Source organism: Sphingobacterium sp. UDSM-2020, from assembly GCF_016132525.1.
GTDB classification, from domain to species: Bacteria; Bacteroidota; Bacteroidia; order Sphingobacteriales; family Sphingobacteriaceae; genus Sphingobacterium; species Sphingobacterium anhuiense.
In genome coordinates, this window is sequence record NZ_CP066166.1 from 1,786,469 (window position 1) to 1,802,204 (window position 15,736).

12 protein-coding genes and 1 pseudogene are annotated in these 15,736 nt (G+C 33.6%); 5 read left to right on the plus strand and 8 right to left on the minus strand.

Annotated features, from left to right (window positions below; translation table 11 throughout):
- Positions 1-236: 236 nt before the first annotated feature.
- The 3 genes and pseudogenes from JAZ75_RS25960 to JAZ75_RS07845 all read right to left on the minus strand — a co-directional run bounded on the left by JAZ75_RS25960 (position 237) and on the right by JAZ75_RS07845 (position 2,066).
- Positions 237-500 (minus strand): hypothetical protein, encoded by a 264-nt coding sequence (locus JAZ75_RS25960; RefSeq protein WP_156169684.1) that lies wholly within the window; start codon positions 498-500, stop codon positions 237-239.
- 15 nt (positions 501-515) lie between these two features.
- A pseudogene (locus JAZ75_RS25965) lies at positions 516-860 on the minus strand (ORF6N domain-containing protein).
- A gap of 174 nt (positions 861-1,034) precedes the next feature.
- Positions 1,035-2,066, minus strand: coding sequence for a YhcG family protein (locus JAZ75_RS07845; RefSeq protein ID WP_021188410.1), 1,032 nt, complete (start codon positions 2,064-2,066; stop codon positions 1,035-1,037).
- Positions 2,067-3,031: 965 nt separating this feature from the next.
- Here JAZ75_RS07845 and JAZ75_RS07850 point away from each other — a divergent pair.
- A complete protein-coding gene (locus JAZ75_RS07850; RefSeq protein ID WP_208701032.1) occupies positions 3,032-3,535 on the plus strand; it encodes a hypothetical protein in 504 nt (167 codons plus the stop codon).
- Positions 3,536-3,984: 449 nt separating this feature from the next.
- A complete protein-coding gene (locus JAZ75_RS07855) occupies positions 3,985-4,209 on the plus strand; it encodes a hypothetical protein (protein ID WP_208701034.1) in 225 nt (74 codons plus the stop codon).
- Between the two features lie 719 nt (positions 4,210-4,928).
- Here the strand turns inward: JAZ75_RS07855 and JAZ75_RS07860 are convergent.
- The 5 genes from JAZ75_RS07860 to JAZ75_RS07880 form a co-directional block, all read right to left on the minus strand.
- Positions 4,929-5,609 (minus strand): hypothetical protein, encoded by a 681-nt coding sequence (locus tag JAZ75_RS07860; RefSeq protein ID WP_132769745.1) that lies wholly within the window; start codon positions 5,607-5,609, stop codon positions 4,929-4,931.
- A gap of 449 nt (positions 5,610-6,058) precedes the next feature.
- Complete coding sequence (locus JAZ75_RS07865; RefSeq protein WP_208701036.1) at positions 6,059-6,709, minus strand: HIRAN domain-containing protein; 651 nt, start codon at positions 6,707-6,709, stop codon at positions 6,059-6,061.
- A 250-nt stretch (positions 6,710-6,959) separates the two neighbouring features.
- Positions 6,960-7,526 (minus strand): hypothetical protein, encoded by a 567-nt coding sequence (locus JAZ75_RS07870; protein ID WP_021188418.1) that lies wholly within the window; start codon positions 7,524-7,526, stop codon positions 6,960-6,962.
- A gap of 11 nt (positions 7,527-7,537) precedes the next feature.
- Positions 7,538-7,948, minus strand: coding sequence for a protein-export chaperone SecB (locus JAZ75_RS25970; RefSeq protein ID WP_021188419.1), 411 nt, complete (start codon positions 7,946-7,948; stop codon positions 7,538-7,540).
- An 891-nt stretch (positions 7,949-8,839) separates the two neighbouring features.
- Complete coding sequence (locus tag JAZ75_RS07880) at positions 8,840-9,430, minus strand: helix-turn-helix domain-containing protein (RefSeq protein WP_021188420.1); 591 nt, start codon at positions 9,428-9,430, stop codon at positions 8,840-8,842.
- An 865-nt stretch (positions 9,431-10,295) separates the two neighbouring features.
- Here JAZ75_RS07880 and JAZ75_RS07885 point away from each other — a divergent pair.
- The 3 genes from JAZ75_RS07885 (at position 10,296) to JAZ75_RS07895 (ending at position 15,735) form a co-directional block, all read left to right on the plus strand.
- Positions 10,296-11,012 carry a hypothetical protein gene (locus JAZ75_RS07885; protein ID WP_208701038.1) on the plus strand — a complete coding sequence of 239 codons (717 nt, stop codon included), beginning with the start codon at positions 10,296-10,298 and terminating at the stop codon, positions 11,010-11,012.
- Between the two features lie 113 nt (positions 11,013-11,125).
- Entirely contained in the window at positions 11,126-12,514 is a 1,389-nt protein-coding gene (locus JAZ75_RS07890; RefSeq protein WP_197086427.1) for a TlpA family protein disulfide reductase, read from the plus strand.
- Between the two features lie 2 nt (positions 12,515-12,516).
- Positions 12,517-15,735, plus strand: coding sequence for a SusC/RagA family TonB-linked outer membrane protein (locus JAZ75_RS07895; protein WP_132769733.1), 3,219 nt, complete (start codon positions 12,517-12,519; stop codon positions 15,733-15,735).
- Position 15,736: the final 1 nt, after the last annotated feature.

The window sequence follows — 15,736 nt, forward strand, 5'->3', positions numbered from 1 at the left end:
CTGTTCCAGCGCTTTGTCCTTCATGGACTCAAAATCAAAATCGTTTTCCTTAATACTCATAATTACTATGTCAAAAATAATACTTCTGTTTATTATCCTTGACACAGTTTATTTTACAGTCTCGTTTCGTATCGTTTTGATCCCGTTAAAAGTACGGTCTTTGCAGGTTACAAAGTGAAATATTATCCATTTGAGGATGCTATGGATATCAATTATCTTTCTGTAGGGATTCGTTATCACCTGTAATACTGCTTTTTATCACCAATATTAAATCCTATCTTTTTTCTTTCTTTTGGGATGGGTTCCTCGATTTCCTTCGGAGAGTGCTTCGCAGGTTTATCTTGGAGACGATCAATGTATTCAAATACTAGGTCAATATTTTTATCTTGACCTTCCTGTTTTTTAGAAATCTTTTCAACCGTTTGTTTTATTTCAGCGATTTCGAGGCGTAGATCAGTGTTATCGATTAATAACTGACGCATACGCGTAAATACACGCATTATCTGTATGTTTATTTAGATAGCGATGTCGCTTTTTAATACGGAAGATAGCATTGCGACTCCCTGTTCTGTGAACATCATTGGCAAATATCGACTACCACCTCTATTATCTGCTTTTGAGGTCACAATTTGTGACCTCAAAAGTTCAAATTCATTTTCTAATAACTCAAACATAAATTCCTAAGGGAATCAATTTCACAATAAATTTCAAACAATTAAAATTAAATCATCAGGGAAACGGGTTATATTTCTTCGTACTGCTTGCTTTAAGACTTTAGTTTCAATTCCATATAATTCTGCGAGATCACTATCCAGCATTACTTTATGCCCTCGGAATACATAAATTTTATTCAGGACCACCTCTTCGGGTAGAATTTATAGCGTTTCTTGTTCACCCTTATTTTTTTGTTTCCGCCCCATCACCAGGTTTCGGTGATAAGTCAATAACTGGACCCGTCCACTATCTCCGTAAAATTGTCATGAGTGCAATCTATGATAACGATAAAGATAAATCAAAGCATGATAACTATTTGTTTAATCGACGGTATTTAAATCCTCGCCTAGCTGGTTTTCTAATTGTTCGACAGTTGGTAACTTGCTTTGAAAATCTTTTGGTAATGCTTGTGTTAGTATGTATTCACTGATCCCAATAGGCTTGTTAATATCTCTGAGGGCATATTCTGCTTCAACTTTATCTTTATCCTTACATAATATGAGGCCTATAGAAGGATTGTCGGACGAATGTTTTAGTTGACTATCTATAGCTGATAAATAAAAATTTAGTTTTCCAGCATATTCCGGTTTAAACTTTCCAGATTTCAGTTCAATAACTATAAATGACCGCAGTTGTAAGTGATAAAAAAGAAGATCGATATAATATTCATTGTCACTTACTATTATTTGATATTGACGACCTACAAATGAAAATCCTTTTCCAAGTTCAATTAAAAACTGAGTTATGTGTTCTATCATTGCAGCTTCTACTTCTCTTTCTAGAGCGTGCTGTTCTAGTCCAAGGAAATCAAAGTTGTATGGATTTTTTAATGTTTCTATTGCTAACCCGGATTGATGTTGTGGTAATATACGTTCAAAGTTAGTGATAGATTTACCTTTTGTTTCGAAGTAGTTATTTTTAATAGCTAATTCAAGATTGTCCCTTGTCCAGCCATTTTCGACTATTGCTCTGCAATAAAATATAGCTGTTTCAATATTTTTTATTTTGGTTATAATAAGTCGATTATGTCCCCATGGTATTTGTGCCACAGGGTGTGGCACAAAGTCATACTGTTGATTATAGAATAAGTACCATTGACGTATAGCATAAAGATTTCGTCTGGAAAAACCATTAATATTTGGGAAATTCAGTTTTAAATCAATAGACAATTGTTCTAAAATTGCATCACCCCAATTTGATTCAACTTGTTTTCTTATAATGTCAGATGCTAGGTCCCAATAAAGTTCGATTAATTGAGAATTGGCGCTAATAGCGACTTTAAGTTGAGTTGTTTTTATTTTTAACTTAATTTCTTCCAGCCATTTTTTATAAGAATTCGTATTGATGTCCATTCTATACTATTTATGATTTGAAATTTATGATATAATTGGTTCACAATACCTAATATAGTGAAAAAAGTAATGATATCCCTAATCACTCACTCTCATTTCCTTCGGCTGGTTTCGGTAATAAGCCAATTACTGGACGATCACCATCTTCGTAAAATTGTACGGAGGTCAATCCATGATTCCGATAAAAAATAAATTCTATACATTAATGAACTATTCGAAATTTATATGGAACTAGGCCGAGTGCAAAAGTAAGATTCTGAAATTTTGAGCTGTCCTCATTTAACCAAATCATTTAAATAATAAAGGACTTCAAAAATATCGAAGTCCTTTCTGTTATTATTATAGGTAGATGAATAATCAAGTGAATAGTAACTAAGATTTACATTTATTCAATCTTACTTAGTAGCTGATAAATCTGTGGAAATAGATTTTTTATTTAAAAGCCTTATCCTGAAAAAAAGGGATAACTTGACTGTTAAATCTCCAAATTTGAAGCGCTACACAATCTTGTACTAAGATACTAAAAAGATTTAGTTTTCAAAGGAAGGGCTTTTTATGATAGACCTTATTGCTCATTCTCATTTCCGTCACTTGGTTTCGGTAATAGGCCAATAATTTGACACTCTCCATCTTAATAGTATTGTCCTTTGGACAATCAATGATGTCTGTTGCCAACAATACTAAAACATCATGAGTTATTCGAATAGTTGGTTTAAGACTAAAAGCTACAGTTCAACTTTAGTATAAAGGTATATTGTTCGGCTCGATGCTGTGCTGTCGTTATTGAAGCGAATTGATTTTTATTGGAAATGAGTTGAATGCGCACTATTTATTATTTAATATAATAAACATACATTCTATCAAGAATTATCTTATCAGAAAAGAATAGGTTGTATAGATAGTTAATTGTATAAATTAATTAATTTCTACAATTAACTGATAAAATATAGAGATCAGCGTTAGCTTTGCATGCTAATAACAATGAAAAATATACAGCAGGCTCTAATAAAATCGAACTTTTAGAAAAACTCTCGACAAAAACCAATAGTATTGATATTATTAATTCACTTGCTCAGGAAAACATTATAACTTTGGGAGAGAAAGAAATTTTTATAAATTTATCTAATGAAATTTCTTATTCAAAAAATCCAGATGAGGTAGTGAAAAGATACAGTGAAATTTTAAAACAAAATGGAATATATAACAAATTTGAAGGTGTAATTCTTGCAATGGCTTATACAGCAAAAGAATATCCACAAATTATTTCTTTGCAACAAAAGGATCAATATATTAAGCTCCATTCAAGTAATAAACAAGCAAGATTTTTAACATCTTGCGCAGGGGCATCAGTTGGTTTAGCTTTAGCATTTGTTGGCTTAGCCGCAAGTGGAGCAAGCGTGATTGGAGCAGGGATTGGAGCAGCGGGTTTTATATATGCAAGTGCTCAATGGGGAGCTTCTTGTCGATAATTTTATAAGATATGTTTAAAATAAGTAAAAAAATAATCTTCATCGCTTTCGTTATCTGCCTATTTTGCATCGGACTAGGCATAAATGATATTATTGAAGATTACAGAAAAAATCACAATTTTTTGGTTAAAGACTTATTTATTTTTATTCCCTATATAATATCGGGGGGAATTTTCTTTTATATTTTATACATAAAAAAAGAAAAAGATACTAAGTCTCATTCTAACTAAACATTACAACAACAGTTAATCAACCATCATGATTAACTGTTGTTTTCAGGGGTTTATCCCATTCCGATACTTCTTTTTAATTGCTAAATCTCCTGATCCCAAAGATAAGTCATATTTGTTTTTGATAGGTTGATGAGAGAACGTTAAAATTGTTTTTTTATTCAATTTTTAACTAAGTTTGAACAAGAAATTGAAAAAAAATTAGGGAGGAACAATATTATGGGCACTCACGAATATTTATTAGATAAGGCGGAAAAACAAGGCATTGAAAAAGGAATTGCTAAGGGACGTTTAGAAGAGCGCGCTAAGCTTAAGGTAGAAAAACAGAAAGCTGAGCATGAAAAAGTGATTTCCGTTGCATTAGAATTTAAAAAAATGGGTCTACCTATAGCTGATATTGCTAAAGGTACTGGACTTTCTATTGAAGAAGTCGAGAAATTATAAAATTATTATATATTATACAGATAGCCGATTGACCTTTCGGCTTTTTTTATTATAGCTTAATCTGCTTTACTTTCATCGGTACCATTTCAACCCTTATCCTTCACTTTCATTTCCCTCAGCTGGTTTCGGTAATAAGCCAATAACTGGACGCTCACCATCTCCGTAGAATTGTCCATAAGACAATCCATGATGCCTATTGAAAGTAAATCAACTTATCGTGAATTATTCGAAATTTATATGGTTCTAGACCGCGTGCAAAAGTAAGATTGTGAAATTTGAGTTGTCGTTATTTAAGTAAACCTGTTTTGAGAAAAAAGGACTTCAAAAATTTCGAAGTCCCTTCCCTAATTATTATTGGTAGATAAATCTTTATCGATAGATTTTTTATTCGAAAGGTGCTTTCTGACAAAAACACAGCTTAATGCTATTTTATATACAGATCTAACGTAAACCGTTATACGAATATAAACTAAATATACTAAAAAGTTTTAGTTTTCAAAGGAATGGATTTTTATGATAGACCTTCTTCCGCACTTTCATTTCCTTCGGTTGGTTTCGGTGAAAGGCTAATAACTGGACGATCACCATCTCCCTAGAATTGTCGTTTCGGCAATCCATGATTCCGATAAAAACAAATTCTACAAATCATGAACTATTCGAAGGTTGGCTTGGGTTCGATATTGTTCTAAAGAATTTCTTTTTGAATTAAAAATTTTATTTTAAATATTGTGTATTTGATTTGTCTTATTATTGATATTGTCAATTGCTGTAAAAAATGGTACTAATTCAGGATCTATCCATTTGATTAAATGATAAAGAATTTGTTTGATATCTGTAGCCTCTGTACAGTCAATATGTTGTCCATTGAAACATATTGGCTCACAATGATTGACTCTATTTCTAAAATCTTTGATTTTTTCTAATTTGGCATGTATACTAGCGCGGTTTTCATTCGTAGGTTTATGAGGGAAAATTTGTATTGGTTTTCCGTTCAACAAGGAATAATGATGTGGTAGAAATAGTGCTATCCAAAAACCAAATGTTTGGTCTGCTAATAGCTTACCATTAGTAATGGTTGTATTTCTTCGGTTGAACTTACGTTCGGATTTTATAATGCATTCTTTTAGATAATAACGTGATTGTCCAAGAGAGGGATTGCTCATGAATCCATTTTTTTGATTAATAATCCAATCTGGATCAATGAAATGTGCCGCTAGTATGTTACTTAAGGAATTACGAAGGATTACTTCAAATTGGGTCAGTAATGGATGAAATGCTTGTGCCAATCTAATATTTGCATTATACAGTCTTTTTGCTTTTTCTTTATGATTATGGGTGGCATACAAATACCTATTGTACCTTGATCGGGAAAGATATTTATGTCTAAGATTTATTTTCATTTTGGTAATTGGTTTAAAAATTACTATATTTGCACTGTAAGACTTGGTCAAGCCTCTTTCATTTCTGAAATGTAACCAAGTATAAGATATAAAGGGATTCTGTAAGGATCCCTTTTTTTATTGTCTTATTAATTCAGTTATCAATGCCCGCCATTATTTCTTATCTCCATCTGCTGGTTTCGGTAACAAGCCAATAATTGGACGCTCGACATTTTTTATGTTATGAGGTTATTAGGTTAGCGAGTTAAAACTTAAAGTTCACAGATAATATATGATGTGGATATAAAACAGACCTTACACGTTATTAATTATTGGAAGAGCTAGTTGGGATGTATCCTATGGGCTATTTCTTCCTGTATGGAATATGAGTGTAGTTTGTCTTTTTATTTAATTTTTAATTCCATCAATGCCGATGGAATTAAAAAATTATTGGAAGTCGTGTGGTTATGCTAATTAGTTACTTTAACGAATATTTTTCTGATTACGCCATTTTGCTCAATAGCCTTTACACTCAATAATAAATTTGGAGCTTCTTGAAATACTCGACAATGTATTCTTTTTATATATCCAAGCTTGGTACCGTTGAATGTTACAATTACAGCTTCTTTATCATGCTCATTATCTTTATCCAACGCATATTGGAGTAAGTCTCCGTTCTTTACAAAGTTTCGAGGAATCTGAGCATAAGAAAGTCCTGAAATATCGGTTAAAAAATGAAGATCTGTTGTATTATGGTATTCTGCAAGAAATTCAAAGTTGTCAGTTGCCGTTAAGCCCTGAGTTTTGCCAAGTAAATAAAATTTGTCATCTGCCTTATCAGCAGGAACTTCCCAAAAGTCTAAAAAATTTTGAACATCAGGACGATCCGTTTTTATTAATCTATGGGAGAAAATAGAAAGTACATTGACGTCATATACCTTGTCTAAGTCTTGAAACTCGAAATAGGGTATAAATCCTTCTGTCTTTCTTAATGTTTTGGCTTCAGGTAAATATTGAAATGTAACATTATTATCGTTGTCTTTTTCCAAAAGACCAACAATATGCCTACGGGATCCCGACCCCTTACGCCATGCAAGATAAATTTTTGAAAACTCACTCATTGATAATAGATATAATGTTTTTGTATCGCAAAGTTAGCAATTTTAATAACAGCCGATTACTGGACGCTCGCCATCACAGTAGAATTGTCGATAAGACAATCCATGATGTATATTGCAATAAATTGTTGACTCTGCTATCAATGTTCGTTTTTATACGAAACTACTTGTTCATCATCAAACATAATTTTTAAGGCCATTATTATTTAACGCTTTCAATCCTGTTCTTTAAATATAATTCTTCTTTCATTTCTTACGCTACATCGACATCCGTGGAATCGTGCACCAATTGGAAACTGCTGAAAAGTACTCCTTCTAAATCAAAAATACATATCTGGACAACTAGATTTAGATTTAATTTGACGTGTGTAAGCTTTTGATCGAACTTTAGCACTTTTGTTTGATCAGGATCTTCAATAAAATATTTAAATGCATCTGTACTATCTATCCTACTTGATGCAAATGAAAAATTACCAGATTTACGTAGGAAATCTATTACATGACCTACAGTTGTATCCTCGGTAACGTAGCCATTATTTTTAAGCTCGTTAAATAAATCACTAAAACCATCTCGATGTTTAACATTACCAACTAAATCCAAACAATTATCATCGTTAATTAAACATTCTGCTTTGCAAATGATGTAATCAGATTTTAATCTATTTGTTCCCCAATAATGTGCAGCCTTTATTGATTCTTCCCAAAAGTAATATCCAGGAGATAGCCATGCGTCATCACGATCGCATATATAAGGACCATGAGCTAACACTTCATCATTATTGCCTCTGAAAGTTAATGTGTGGAAAATATCCTTTACCATTACCTAAATTTCTAATCTATCTCGTTAGTATGTTGCTTTAAAGGCTCATTTAAATCTGACAAATTCAAAGTTGGAAGAATTATGGGACGGATATTTGATTGCACAGTAATTGTACTTACATAAGCCCTTAAGTATGGAAAAAGAATTGCTATACTATTTGTGTAGAAATAATCTGGGACTTCCGCTAGGCTTGAAACATTAGTAAACTCGAAAATACTTTCGCAATCAACTGAAACAAAAGCTTCAGTAATACCTTCACTTTTTGCGATTATTGCAAACCTTAATTCAAAAATAGATCTTGATTTTATAAAAGTGCCTGATACAGCAAAAGAAACATCGATTTCACCTTCTTTATAAAAAGAAAAATCTAATAATGTTTTAGTGAACTTGTAGTTCGAAATTTTGAAAGATGCTGATTGCATTGGATTGAATTAAATAAAAAAGGTTCGAATATGAATTCGAACCTAAGTTATTGTTAATCTTGAAGCTTTCAAAATTATTTTTTTCATTTGTGAAAGTTATACTGCATCTTTTACTTGATAAGAACTCAGTAACTTTGAGCCCTCCTTTATCTAAATAGTTGCCGGAAGACCAAATTTCCATCACTTCCTCTCTACTTTTAGTAGCGAGAAAATTTTTTAGACTATCTAACATCTCTTTCATAATATTATTATTTCTTCAATTTTCATACCAATACTACATGTAAAGTGTTCCTCAGAAATTTCAAGGATTGGACTCTAATACAGTATTTCAAATGTGTACTATTGGCGGTACTTGAACGTTTTATTTGTACGTATAGAACAAACATAATCACGAAAAGTTTAATTTCCAAATTGATGGTGTTACTGATGGTACAGTTTGTAGTAGAAATGTTGTTGTAGGTGGTGTTGTAGATTATAGGCTTAAAATTCATAGGATTAAAGCTCTATGTGAAACGAATAACATCATATTAATGGCACGGTTCATTTATAGAATAATTCTCGCTTAGGTGAAGAAAAAGCTCAAAATAACTGCATATTTTTTTTTATTTCTTTTTTTAAAATATATAATATTGTTACACTTAGACAATTAAATTGCTCTTATCTGATATTAGATATTGCAGTTTATCAAATAAAGGAACGAACTCTTTGAAATGAACCGGATCGAGTTCCTTTAGACTTTCTGCAAATTTTCGCTTTTTCCCTTTGAAAAGATATATTGTTCTGGACGCTCACCATTTCCGTAGAATTCATAAGACAATCCATGATGCTTATTGAAAGTAAATCAACTCATCATGAACTATTCGAAGAGTTGATGAGATCAAACTTCAGTTGTTAGGCTCTACTATATAAAAATATTGTTCTTTTTGACTTTGAACTATCGTTATTGATGCGTAAGACCGGTTCTTTCTTTAGTTCATTTCCAATATATTTTTTCAATAAGTTATACAGGCGTCCAGATTTAAGAGTAAGACCGTAGTCTTTGCTAAAGTCAAGTGTCATTTCTGCAATAGACCTTGCTGTCGTGAAATAATCTGTTCTTAAAATTATGTATTTAATCATTTCTCGTTCCCATTTAATACCTGAACCGACTGGTTTTGAGCATCCTGTTGATTTAAAATAGATTGGAAGATTAACTACATTAAGTGTTTTAAAGTTTTCTATTACCAATAAAGCTTTTGTGCTAAGTATTAAATTGGTTTCAAAATCGAAAAAGTCTTTAAGTTTAATAAAAAGTGGTTCACAAATTTTGTTTACAGTTTCAACTGATATGGGGATACTTTTGCTGTGATAACTAGATATTGCACTTTTACCTACTTTTGATAAAACAGCTAATCCAATTAGGGTTAAACCTGATTCTTTCAGTATTGTATCCATTCTTTCAGAAATTTTTTCAGCAAGTGTATAATTAATTACTTTTCCCATTTTGATATTTCTGTGAATATTTTATTTAAATACTTTTGTTTATTTGATTACAGTTTGTATATTTGTATTACAGTCAGTTAACTGATTGTAGTCTCGGAATCGAAACGGCAAATTTCAAAAGACACGAGATGTAGGGTTTGCGAACCCCCATTCTTTTTGTATTTTAGCAAAAATGAAGGGGCAAGCTCCCCTATTCGAAACTGTGTCTTGGGTTCTTTGCCGTACCCGGTTCTAGGTGGAGAATAGCGGGGCTTGCCTTTTTATATAAAGCTTCCCCTTTTCTTCCGCACGAGACTTATTTTCATTAACCAATGTTTTATTAACCAAATAATGATGAAAAATAGAAAGTCCAGAAATCCAATATTACGTCTGCCGATCCAGGATCGGGCAGGGCATAGCGCTATCAATGCGTTGATAAAAAACAAGCTCCGACAACCGGAATAGCTTGTCATCCATTAAAACCAAAAGGGCGTATCTACCTGTGATGGGCAATGAAAAATGGCGATAATAATACAGAGCCATTTTAACTGTCCGATCCCTTGTTGGTTTTACCGATTCATAGCTTCACAATCAGCGCAAAAGCAATAGGATTTCGATTCCTTAAATTTTCACACATTAAAAGTAACGAATATTTTATTGCTAAACAACGATTAAGCTTTTATTTGTATAGATTTTCTGTATAATATGAATCGGTTTTTATTCGAATTATATAAAATGCAATCACGAAGAATAATTTTAATACGTACTGAAGACATATTATTGCATTTATTCCATCTTATTTTTTAACTGTTAAGCTATTAATAGCAGGTTGCTGGATTTCTAGAGTCCAGCCCACTAAACTAAGCTTAACGTAATACTTAATCGAATGCTAAAAAATAGCAAAAGGGAAAGCTATGCGCTGTCCCCAGAGGAAGAAATGTTTTCGTACCAGTCTAAAAAACGTGTTCCAATCCTCAAAAAACCTGTTATGATAAGCCTTTTACCGGAAGGAGCTTTTAAAAAGCGAGTAGTGGTGTCGACAAAAGAGCCACTCCGCAACCGACTTAAAGATAGAACTGACGAGCGCCCGAATGATCGCTACTATTCGTATGTGATTGCTTCTAAAAAGGAGCACGACTCTTACAGCGCGGTGGTGCGTGATGAACGTAAGGATGTGCTCCGGATATCACTGGTGAATATGGCTATTTATGAATGCTATTTGTTTGCACTGGGATTGCCGTTGAGTTTTCCTACGGAACAGATCATCGTGCACGGTGAAGATAAATCCAAATTGGTACGGCGAAGAACCAATAACTATCGCCAGGTGTCTGCCAATAATGATTTTTACGATTATGAGCTCACCGTACCTGCAGATACGGAAAGAGAGCAGTATGGTCAACGGATATTGAACGATCTGAACGATTACTTTCAACTGGAAGTACATGTCGAGAATCTTTCGGTCGTGAAAGACAGTCGGTCATTTATGACAGATAAAGGTGAATCAATCGAGCTGATGTGGCAAGAACAGCCAACTATGATCATGAAAACGAAAATAGGAGGTAAAGTAGGGAAGACCTATCCAATGTTAGCGGAGAACAATTAAATAATCAAGTTTCAGTGTTTATCAATTCCCTTTCTACCGAGGGCTAAGAAAAGACTTTAGAATCAAGTCTCCCTCGGTATGAAATGGAGTATGGGCACATTATGTCTAAAAATATGATCAAAATACATATAAAATATATAAGCAAGCTTTGGAGCTATCTCCAAAAGCTGATGCGATCTAAGGGAGAAGGGTTCTTGTTGGTGGGTAAATTTTTTGTGGCTGTTTTGTTGGTGATGGGGTCGGTAAAAGTGGGTAGAGGGCAGGAGATTAAAGCTTTAAAGAGCGGTGAATCTATTCCAGATTTCGTTTGGGAAATGCCCATGGAATTAGAATATTTCAATGGAAAAAAGGAAAAGGTTCACCTCTCGGACTATAAAGGCAAAGTGATAGTGTTTGATTTCTGGTCGACTGGATGCAAAAGTTGCATTGAAGGAATTCCAAAATTGGAATTGATCCAGGAGCGGTTCAAGAACAATCTGGTAGTCATTATGGTCAATAGTAAACGAAATAGAGATACAGCAGAACGTATCGCAAAGCGATTTCAAAAGTATAAGAAGGATTTTAATTATACGCCTTCATTAGCTACGATAACTGATGATACTGTTTTTACAAGCTTGTTTAAGCATAATGTATTGCCGACCGTAGCTGTTATAAATTCTAAAGGTGAATTTGTGGCGACCACAGGTGCAAACAATTTAACAGATCGTAATATTGAGAGTTGGATACAAGGTGCCAACGGAAATATAAAGAATACAGGTTATTATATCAATGTTGGAGATGAAGGAAGAGGAGGAGGAGGTCCATTATTTGATACGATAAATACTTATCAATATTCTGTTTTTGCTAAACAGAGAGATCATTTTTTAGATAGTTATCCAAACTTTATTTATAGAAATGGAACTACTTACCTGAGGATAGGTAATCAGACGTTAAGTTTTCTGCTCAACTATGCGTTTCCATTTGAGATGCAGGGGTACGATGCTCAAAGTGCTTTTTACGAAGCGGGATTGGGAATTGAATTTAAGCTGGATTTGATAAACAATAATAAGGATGAGAGTAGGTATTGGTACGAGTTTTTCTCTAGAGATTCGGTTTCAAAGATGGCTTTCCGAAAATTATACACAAAGGATTTTACGCAGTATTTTAAGATTGCTGTTGAGAGAAGAAAGGATACTGTTGAATTCTACACGGTGAGCTTTAAACCCGAATTCGATAAAATTAAAACCAAAAGTAACATCATGATATCCAAAGCAAGTTCTGTGAATAATGAATCTTATTCTCAAAATATACCCATATACAATATCATATCAGGACTATCTTATGCTTTTGAAGTTCCTATTGTCATCGATAGGTCCGAAATGACACGGGTCGACATGACAATTCCGGCTGGATTTGTATTTCGTAGTGAAAAGGAAAAATTAGATTTTTTCAAAGAAAGGGGTATTATTCTCACTAAGGTCAGAGCGTATAAGGAATATCCTTACATCTATTTGTTCAAATAGTTATGAAAGTATTGTTTTTCACACTGCTTTTTAGTGTAGGCTTCTATCTGGGCCAGGCTCAGGTGGAAAAGAATATAGTTGTGCGTGGCGTAATACAGGATGCGGTCACAAAAGTGTCGATTCCGGATATAACCATTCGTTCTAAATTACGGAAATCGGTTGGTAAAACGGATCAGAATGGGAGATTCACACTTACGGGTTTAGTTAATAATGACTCTCTATTGATATCTGGTATTGGTTATTCGAGTATGACAGTTTCAGTCCAATACTTTGAGGGTAATACTGTATTGAATATGATACAATCTGAAAATTATCTAGATATGGTCGATGTTAATACGGGCTACCAAACATTGAAAGCGAATGAAGTAACTGGTGCTATTGATGTGGTTTCACAAGAAATGTTGAATCAACAGACCGGAACAAATATTATGGGAAGACTGAATAATATGGTGCCAGCCATTCGATTTGATAATCAACCTATACAAAATCCTGTTTTGCAAAAATTAAATGTATCCATTAGGGGATTAAGTACCATTAATGGTCAACTGGATCCTTTGATTGTTTTGGATGGTTTTATTTATGAGGGAAATATTTCAAATATTGATCCAAATGCTATTGAATCGGTATCGATATTGAAAGATGCAGCAGCTGCGGCTATATGGGGGGCGAGAGCTGGTAATGGAGTGATTGTATTGACTACTAAAAAAGGAAGTCTTCAAGACCATCAACGTGCTAGAATTTCTTTTAATAGTACTTTTTTGTTTAAGCAAAAACCTGATCTGACACAGATTTATAAACTGTCAAACAAAGACTTTATTGATATTGAAAAGATGTTGTATGATAAGGGATATTATAATGTCTATCTGAACAGTATTGGTTATGTAGCCATGACTCCAGTTATTGATATCCTAGATAAGCGTAAAAAAGCTTTAATCACATCTCTTGATTCGAGTAACCTCACGAATAAGCTTTTACAACAAAATGGACTTAAGAATTATGCGGACGCTTTTTACGAAAATCCTTTTGCCCAACAATACAGTATGAATATTTCGGGAGGAGGACAAAAGCATGCCTATGGATTTGCGACTGGATATACCACAGATCAATCGCACTTGGATGAGCGCAACAGGAAATTGAACTTAATGTTTTCAAATAGCTTTAAGCCAGCGGATAAGTTGCAGATTGATTTTGGGGTAAATTATACCAGTACAAATAACAAAAATGGTAAGCCTGATTATACATCTTTGACATATGCAGGTAAAACTGTTCCTTATCTTCAATTTTTGGATGAAGTGGGAGCGGAACTTCCATTTGAGAAGAATTATAGAAAATTATATCTCGATCAAAAATATAATACGGGCTATTTAGATTGGTCTTACTATCCATTATCGGAATATAAGTATAGCAACACTGTTTCAAAGTTGACTGAGCTGTTTGCTACTTTTGGACTTGCTTACCAATTGAAGCCATTTTTGAAACTAAGTTTATCTGGTCAATATCAAATTCAGTCTGTGAGACAGGAGGTACTTAGTACCCTAAATAGTTATGAAGCAAGATCTATAATCAATAAATATACGCAAATCGATGCTAATGGTAGGGTGACTAATCCAGTTCCTCAGTCTGGAATATTGAAAAATTCACAAAATGATGGTCAATCTTATACTGTTCGTGGACAAGCAAATCTCGATAAACGTTTTGGTTTGCATCATCTGGTCGGGATTGCGGGAGTTGAAATAAGAGAAAATATGGTAAAAGGTAATTCTTTTACAGCTTATGGATATAATGAAATTCCGTTGGCTTATGCAGCCATAGATTATGTAACGCTTTTCAGAACAAGTCCTGATGATCTGAATCAGAGTATTGTAGGAGTTCCCGATTTTTCTAAAACCATTAATCGTTATGTTTCTACATTTGTGAATTTGTCAAATATTTGGAAAGATAAATATGCGCTTTCAGCCTCTTTCAGGCAAGATGGAGCGAATATCTTTGGAACAACAACAAATGACAAATGGTCTCCTTTATGGTCCATTGGCACATTTTGGGATTTAGGTAAGGAAAAATTCTTAAATAGTAAATGGATAGATCAATTAAAACTAAGAGCGACATATGGGTATAGTGGCAATGTCGATGTTTCAAAGACACCAGAACCTGTTGCCAATATATTAACGGATTCTTTCACTAAATTTAAAGTTTTGAATATTTCGAAACTCAACGATCCATCGCTACGATGGGAGAAGGTGGGTACATTTAACGTTGGTTTGGATTACAATCTCTTCAAAGGACGTATCATGGGTTCGATAGACTATTACCTTAAAAAAGGTAAAGATCTATATGGTTCTATGGAATATGACTATACTGCATGGGGTGTAAATAGTTCTATTATCAAGAACGTCGGAGCGATGGAGGGACGAGGGGTGGACTTTAGTATCAGTTCAAAAAACACGCTCGCAGTTGTAAAATGGGATACGCGATTGAATCTTAGTACAAATTCAAATAAGACTACTGCATATTATCAGCCTCAAAATCAGAGTGGTGCTGGCTATGTAGGAAATGGAAATAAAATAACGCCCTTAGTTGGAAAACCGCTTAATGCCGTTGCTGCATATCGATGGGCGGGATTGAATGAGCAAGGTTTGGCACAGGGATATATAAATGGAGAAAAAAGTACTGATTATTCTAAGATAAGGGCTGCCTCTATTGAAGAATCAACAAGTGATGGAAGCATTAATTTTTATGGGTCTGCAAAACCACAGTTTTTTGGCAACTTGATTAATAACTTCTCCTGGAGAGCGTTTTCTTTTGGATTTAATATGAGTTTCAAAGGCGACTATTATTTCTTAAAACCTGCTACATCCTATTTTACCTTGTTTCAAAGTGGAAATGCATATCCTGATTTTGAAAGTAGATGGCAAAAAGAAGGGGATGAAAGTAATACGAATACACCAAAAATGCATTATCCATTAGTGTCCTCGGGAGATTCATTTTATACGCAATCTGAAATTCATGTATTGAAGGGTGATCATGTCCGGCTGGAGTATATTAATATCTCTTGGCAAAGACCTTTAAGCTTAAAAGGAACCAGTTCAAGTATTAAATTTTACGGAAATCTGTCTAACCTCGGAATTTTGTGGAGAAGTAACAAGCAAAAGATTGACCCGGAGTTTGCCTATCGTTTGACCCCTCCTAAAGTGTTTTCTTTGGGAGTACAATTAAATTATTAAA

What these genes read in the sequence shown, in the direction of transcription:
- JAZ75_RS07880 (WP_021188420.1), bottom strand. Translation starts at nt 9,430, where the DNA reads ATGGGAAAAGTAATTAATTATACACTTGCTGAAAAAATTTCTGAAAGA.
- JAZ75_RS07885 (WP_208701038.1), top strand. Translation starts at nt 10,296, where the DNA reads ATGCTAAAAAATAGCAAAAGGGAAAGCTATGCGCTGTCCCCAGAGGAA.
- JAZ75_RS07870 (WP_021188418.1), bottom strand. Translation starts at nt 7,526, where the DNA reads ATGGTAAAGGATATTTTCCACACATTAACTTTCAGAGGCAATAATGAT.
- JAZ75_RS25970 (WP_021188419.1), bottom strand. Translation starts at nt 7,948, where the DNA reads ATGCAATCAGCATCTTTCAAAATTTCGAACTACAAGTTCACTAAAACA.
- JAZ75_RS07865 (WP_208701036.1), bottom strand. Translation starts at nt 6,709, where the DNA reads ATGAGTGAGTTTTCAAAAATTTATCTTGCATGGCGTAAGGGGTCGGGA.
- JAZ75_RS07845 (WP_021188410.1), bottom strand. Translation starts at nt 2,066, where the DNA reads ATGGACATCAATACGAATTCTTATAAAAAATGGCTGGAAGAAATTAAG.
- JAZ75_RS25960 (WP_156169684.1), bottom strand. Translation starts at nt 500, where the DNA reads ATGCGTGTATTTACGCGTATGCGTCAGTTATTAATCGATAACACTGAT.
- JAZ75_RS07890 (WP_197086427.1), top strand. Translation starts at nt 11,126, where the DNA reads ATGATCAAAATACATATAAAATATATAAGCAAGCTTTGGAGCTATCTC.
- JAZ75_RS07855 (WP_208701034.1), top strand. Translation starts at nt 3,985, where the DNA reads ATGGGCACTCACGAATATTTATTAGATAAGGCGGAAAAACAAGGCATT.
- JAZ75_RS07860 (WP_132769745.1), bottom strand. Translation starts at nt 5,609, where the DNA reads ATGAAAATAAATCTTAGACATAAATATCTTTCCCGATCAAGGTACAAT.
- JAZ75_RS07895 (WP_132769733.1), top strand. Translation starts at nt 12,517, where the DNA reads ATGAAAGTATTGTTTTTCACACTGCTTTTTAGTGTAGGCTTCTATCTG.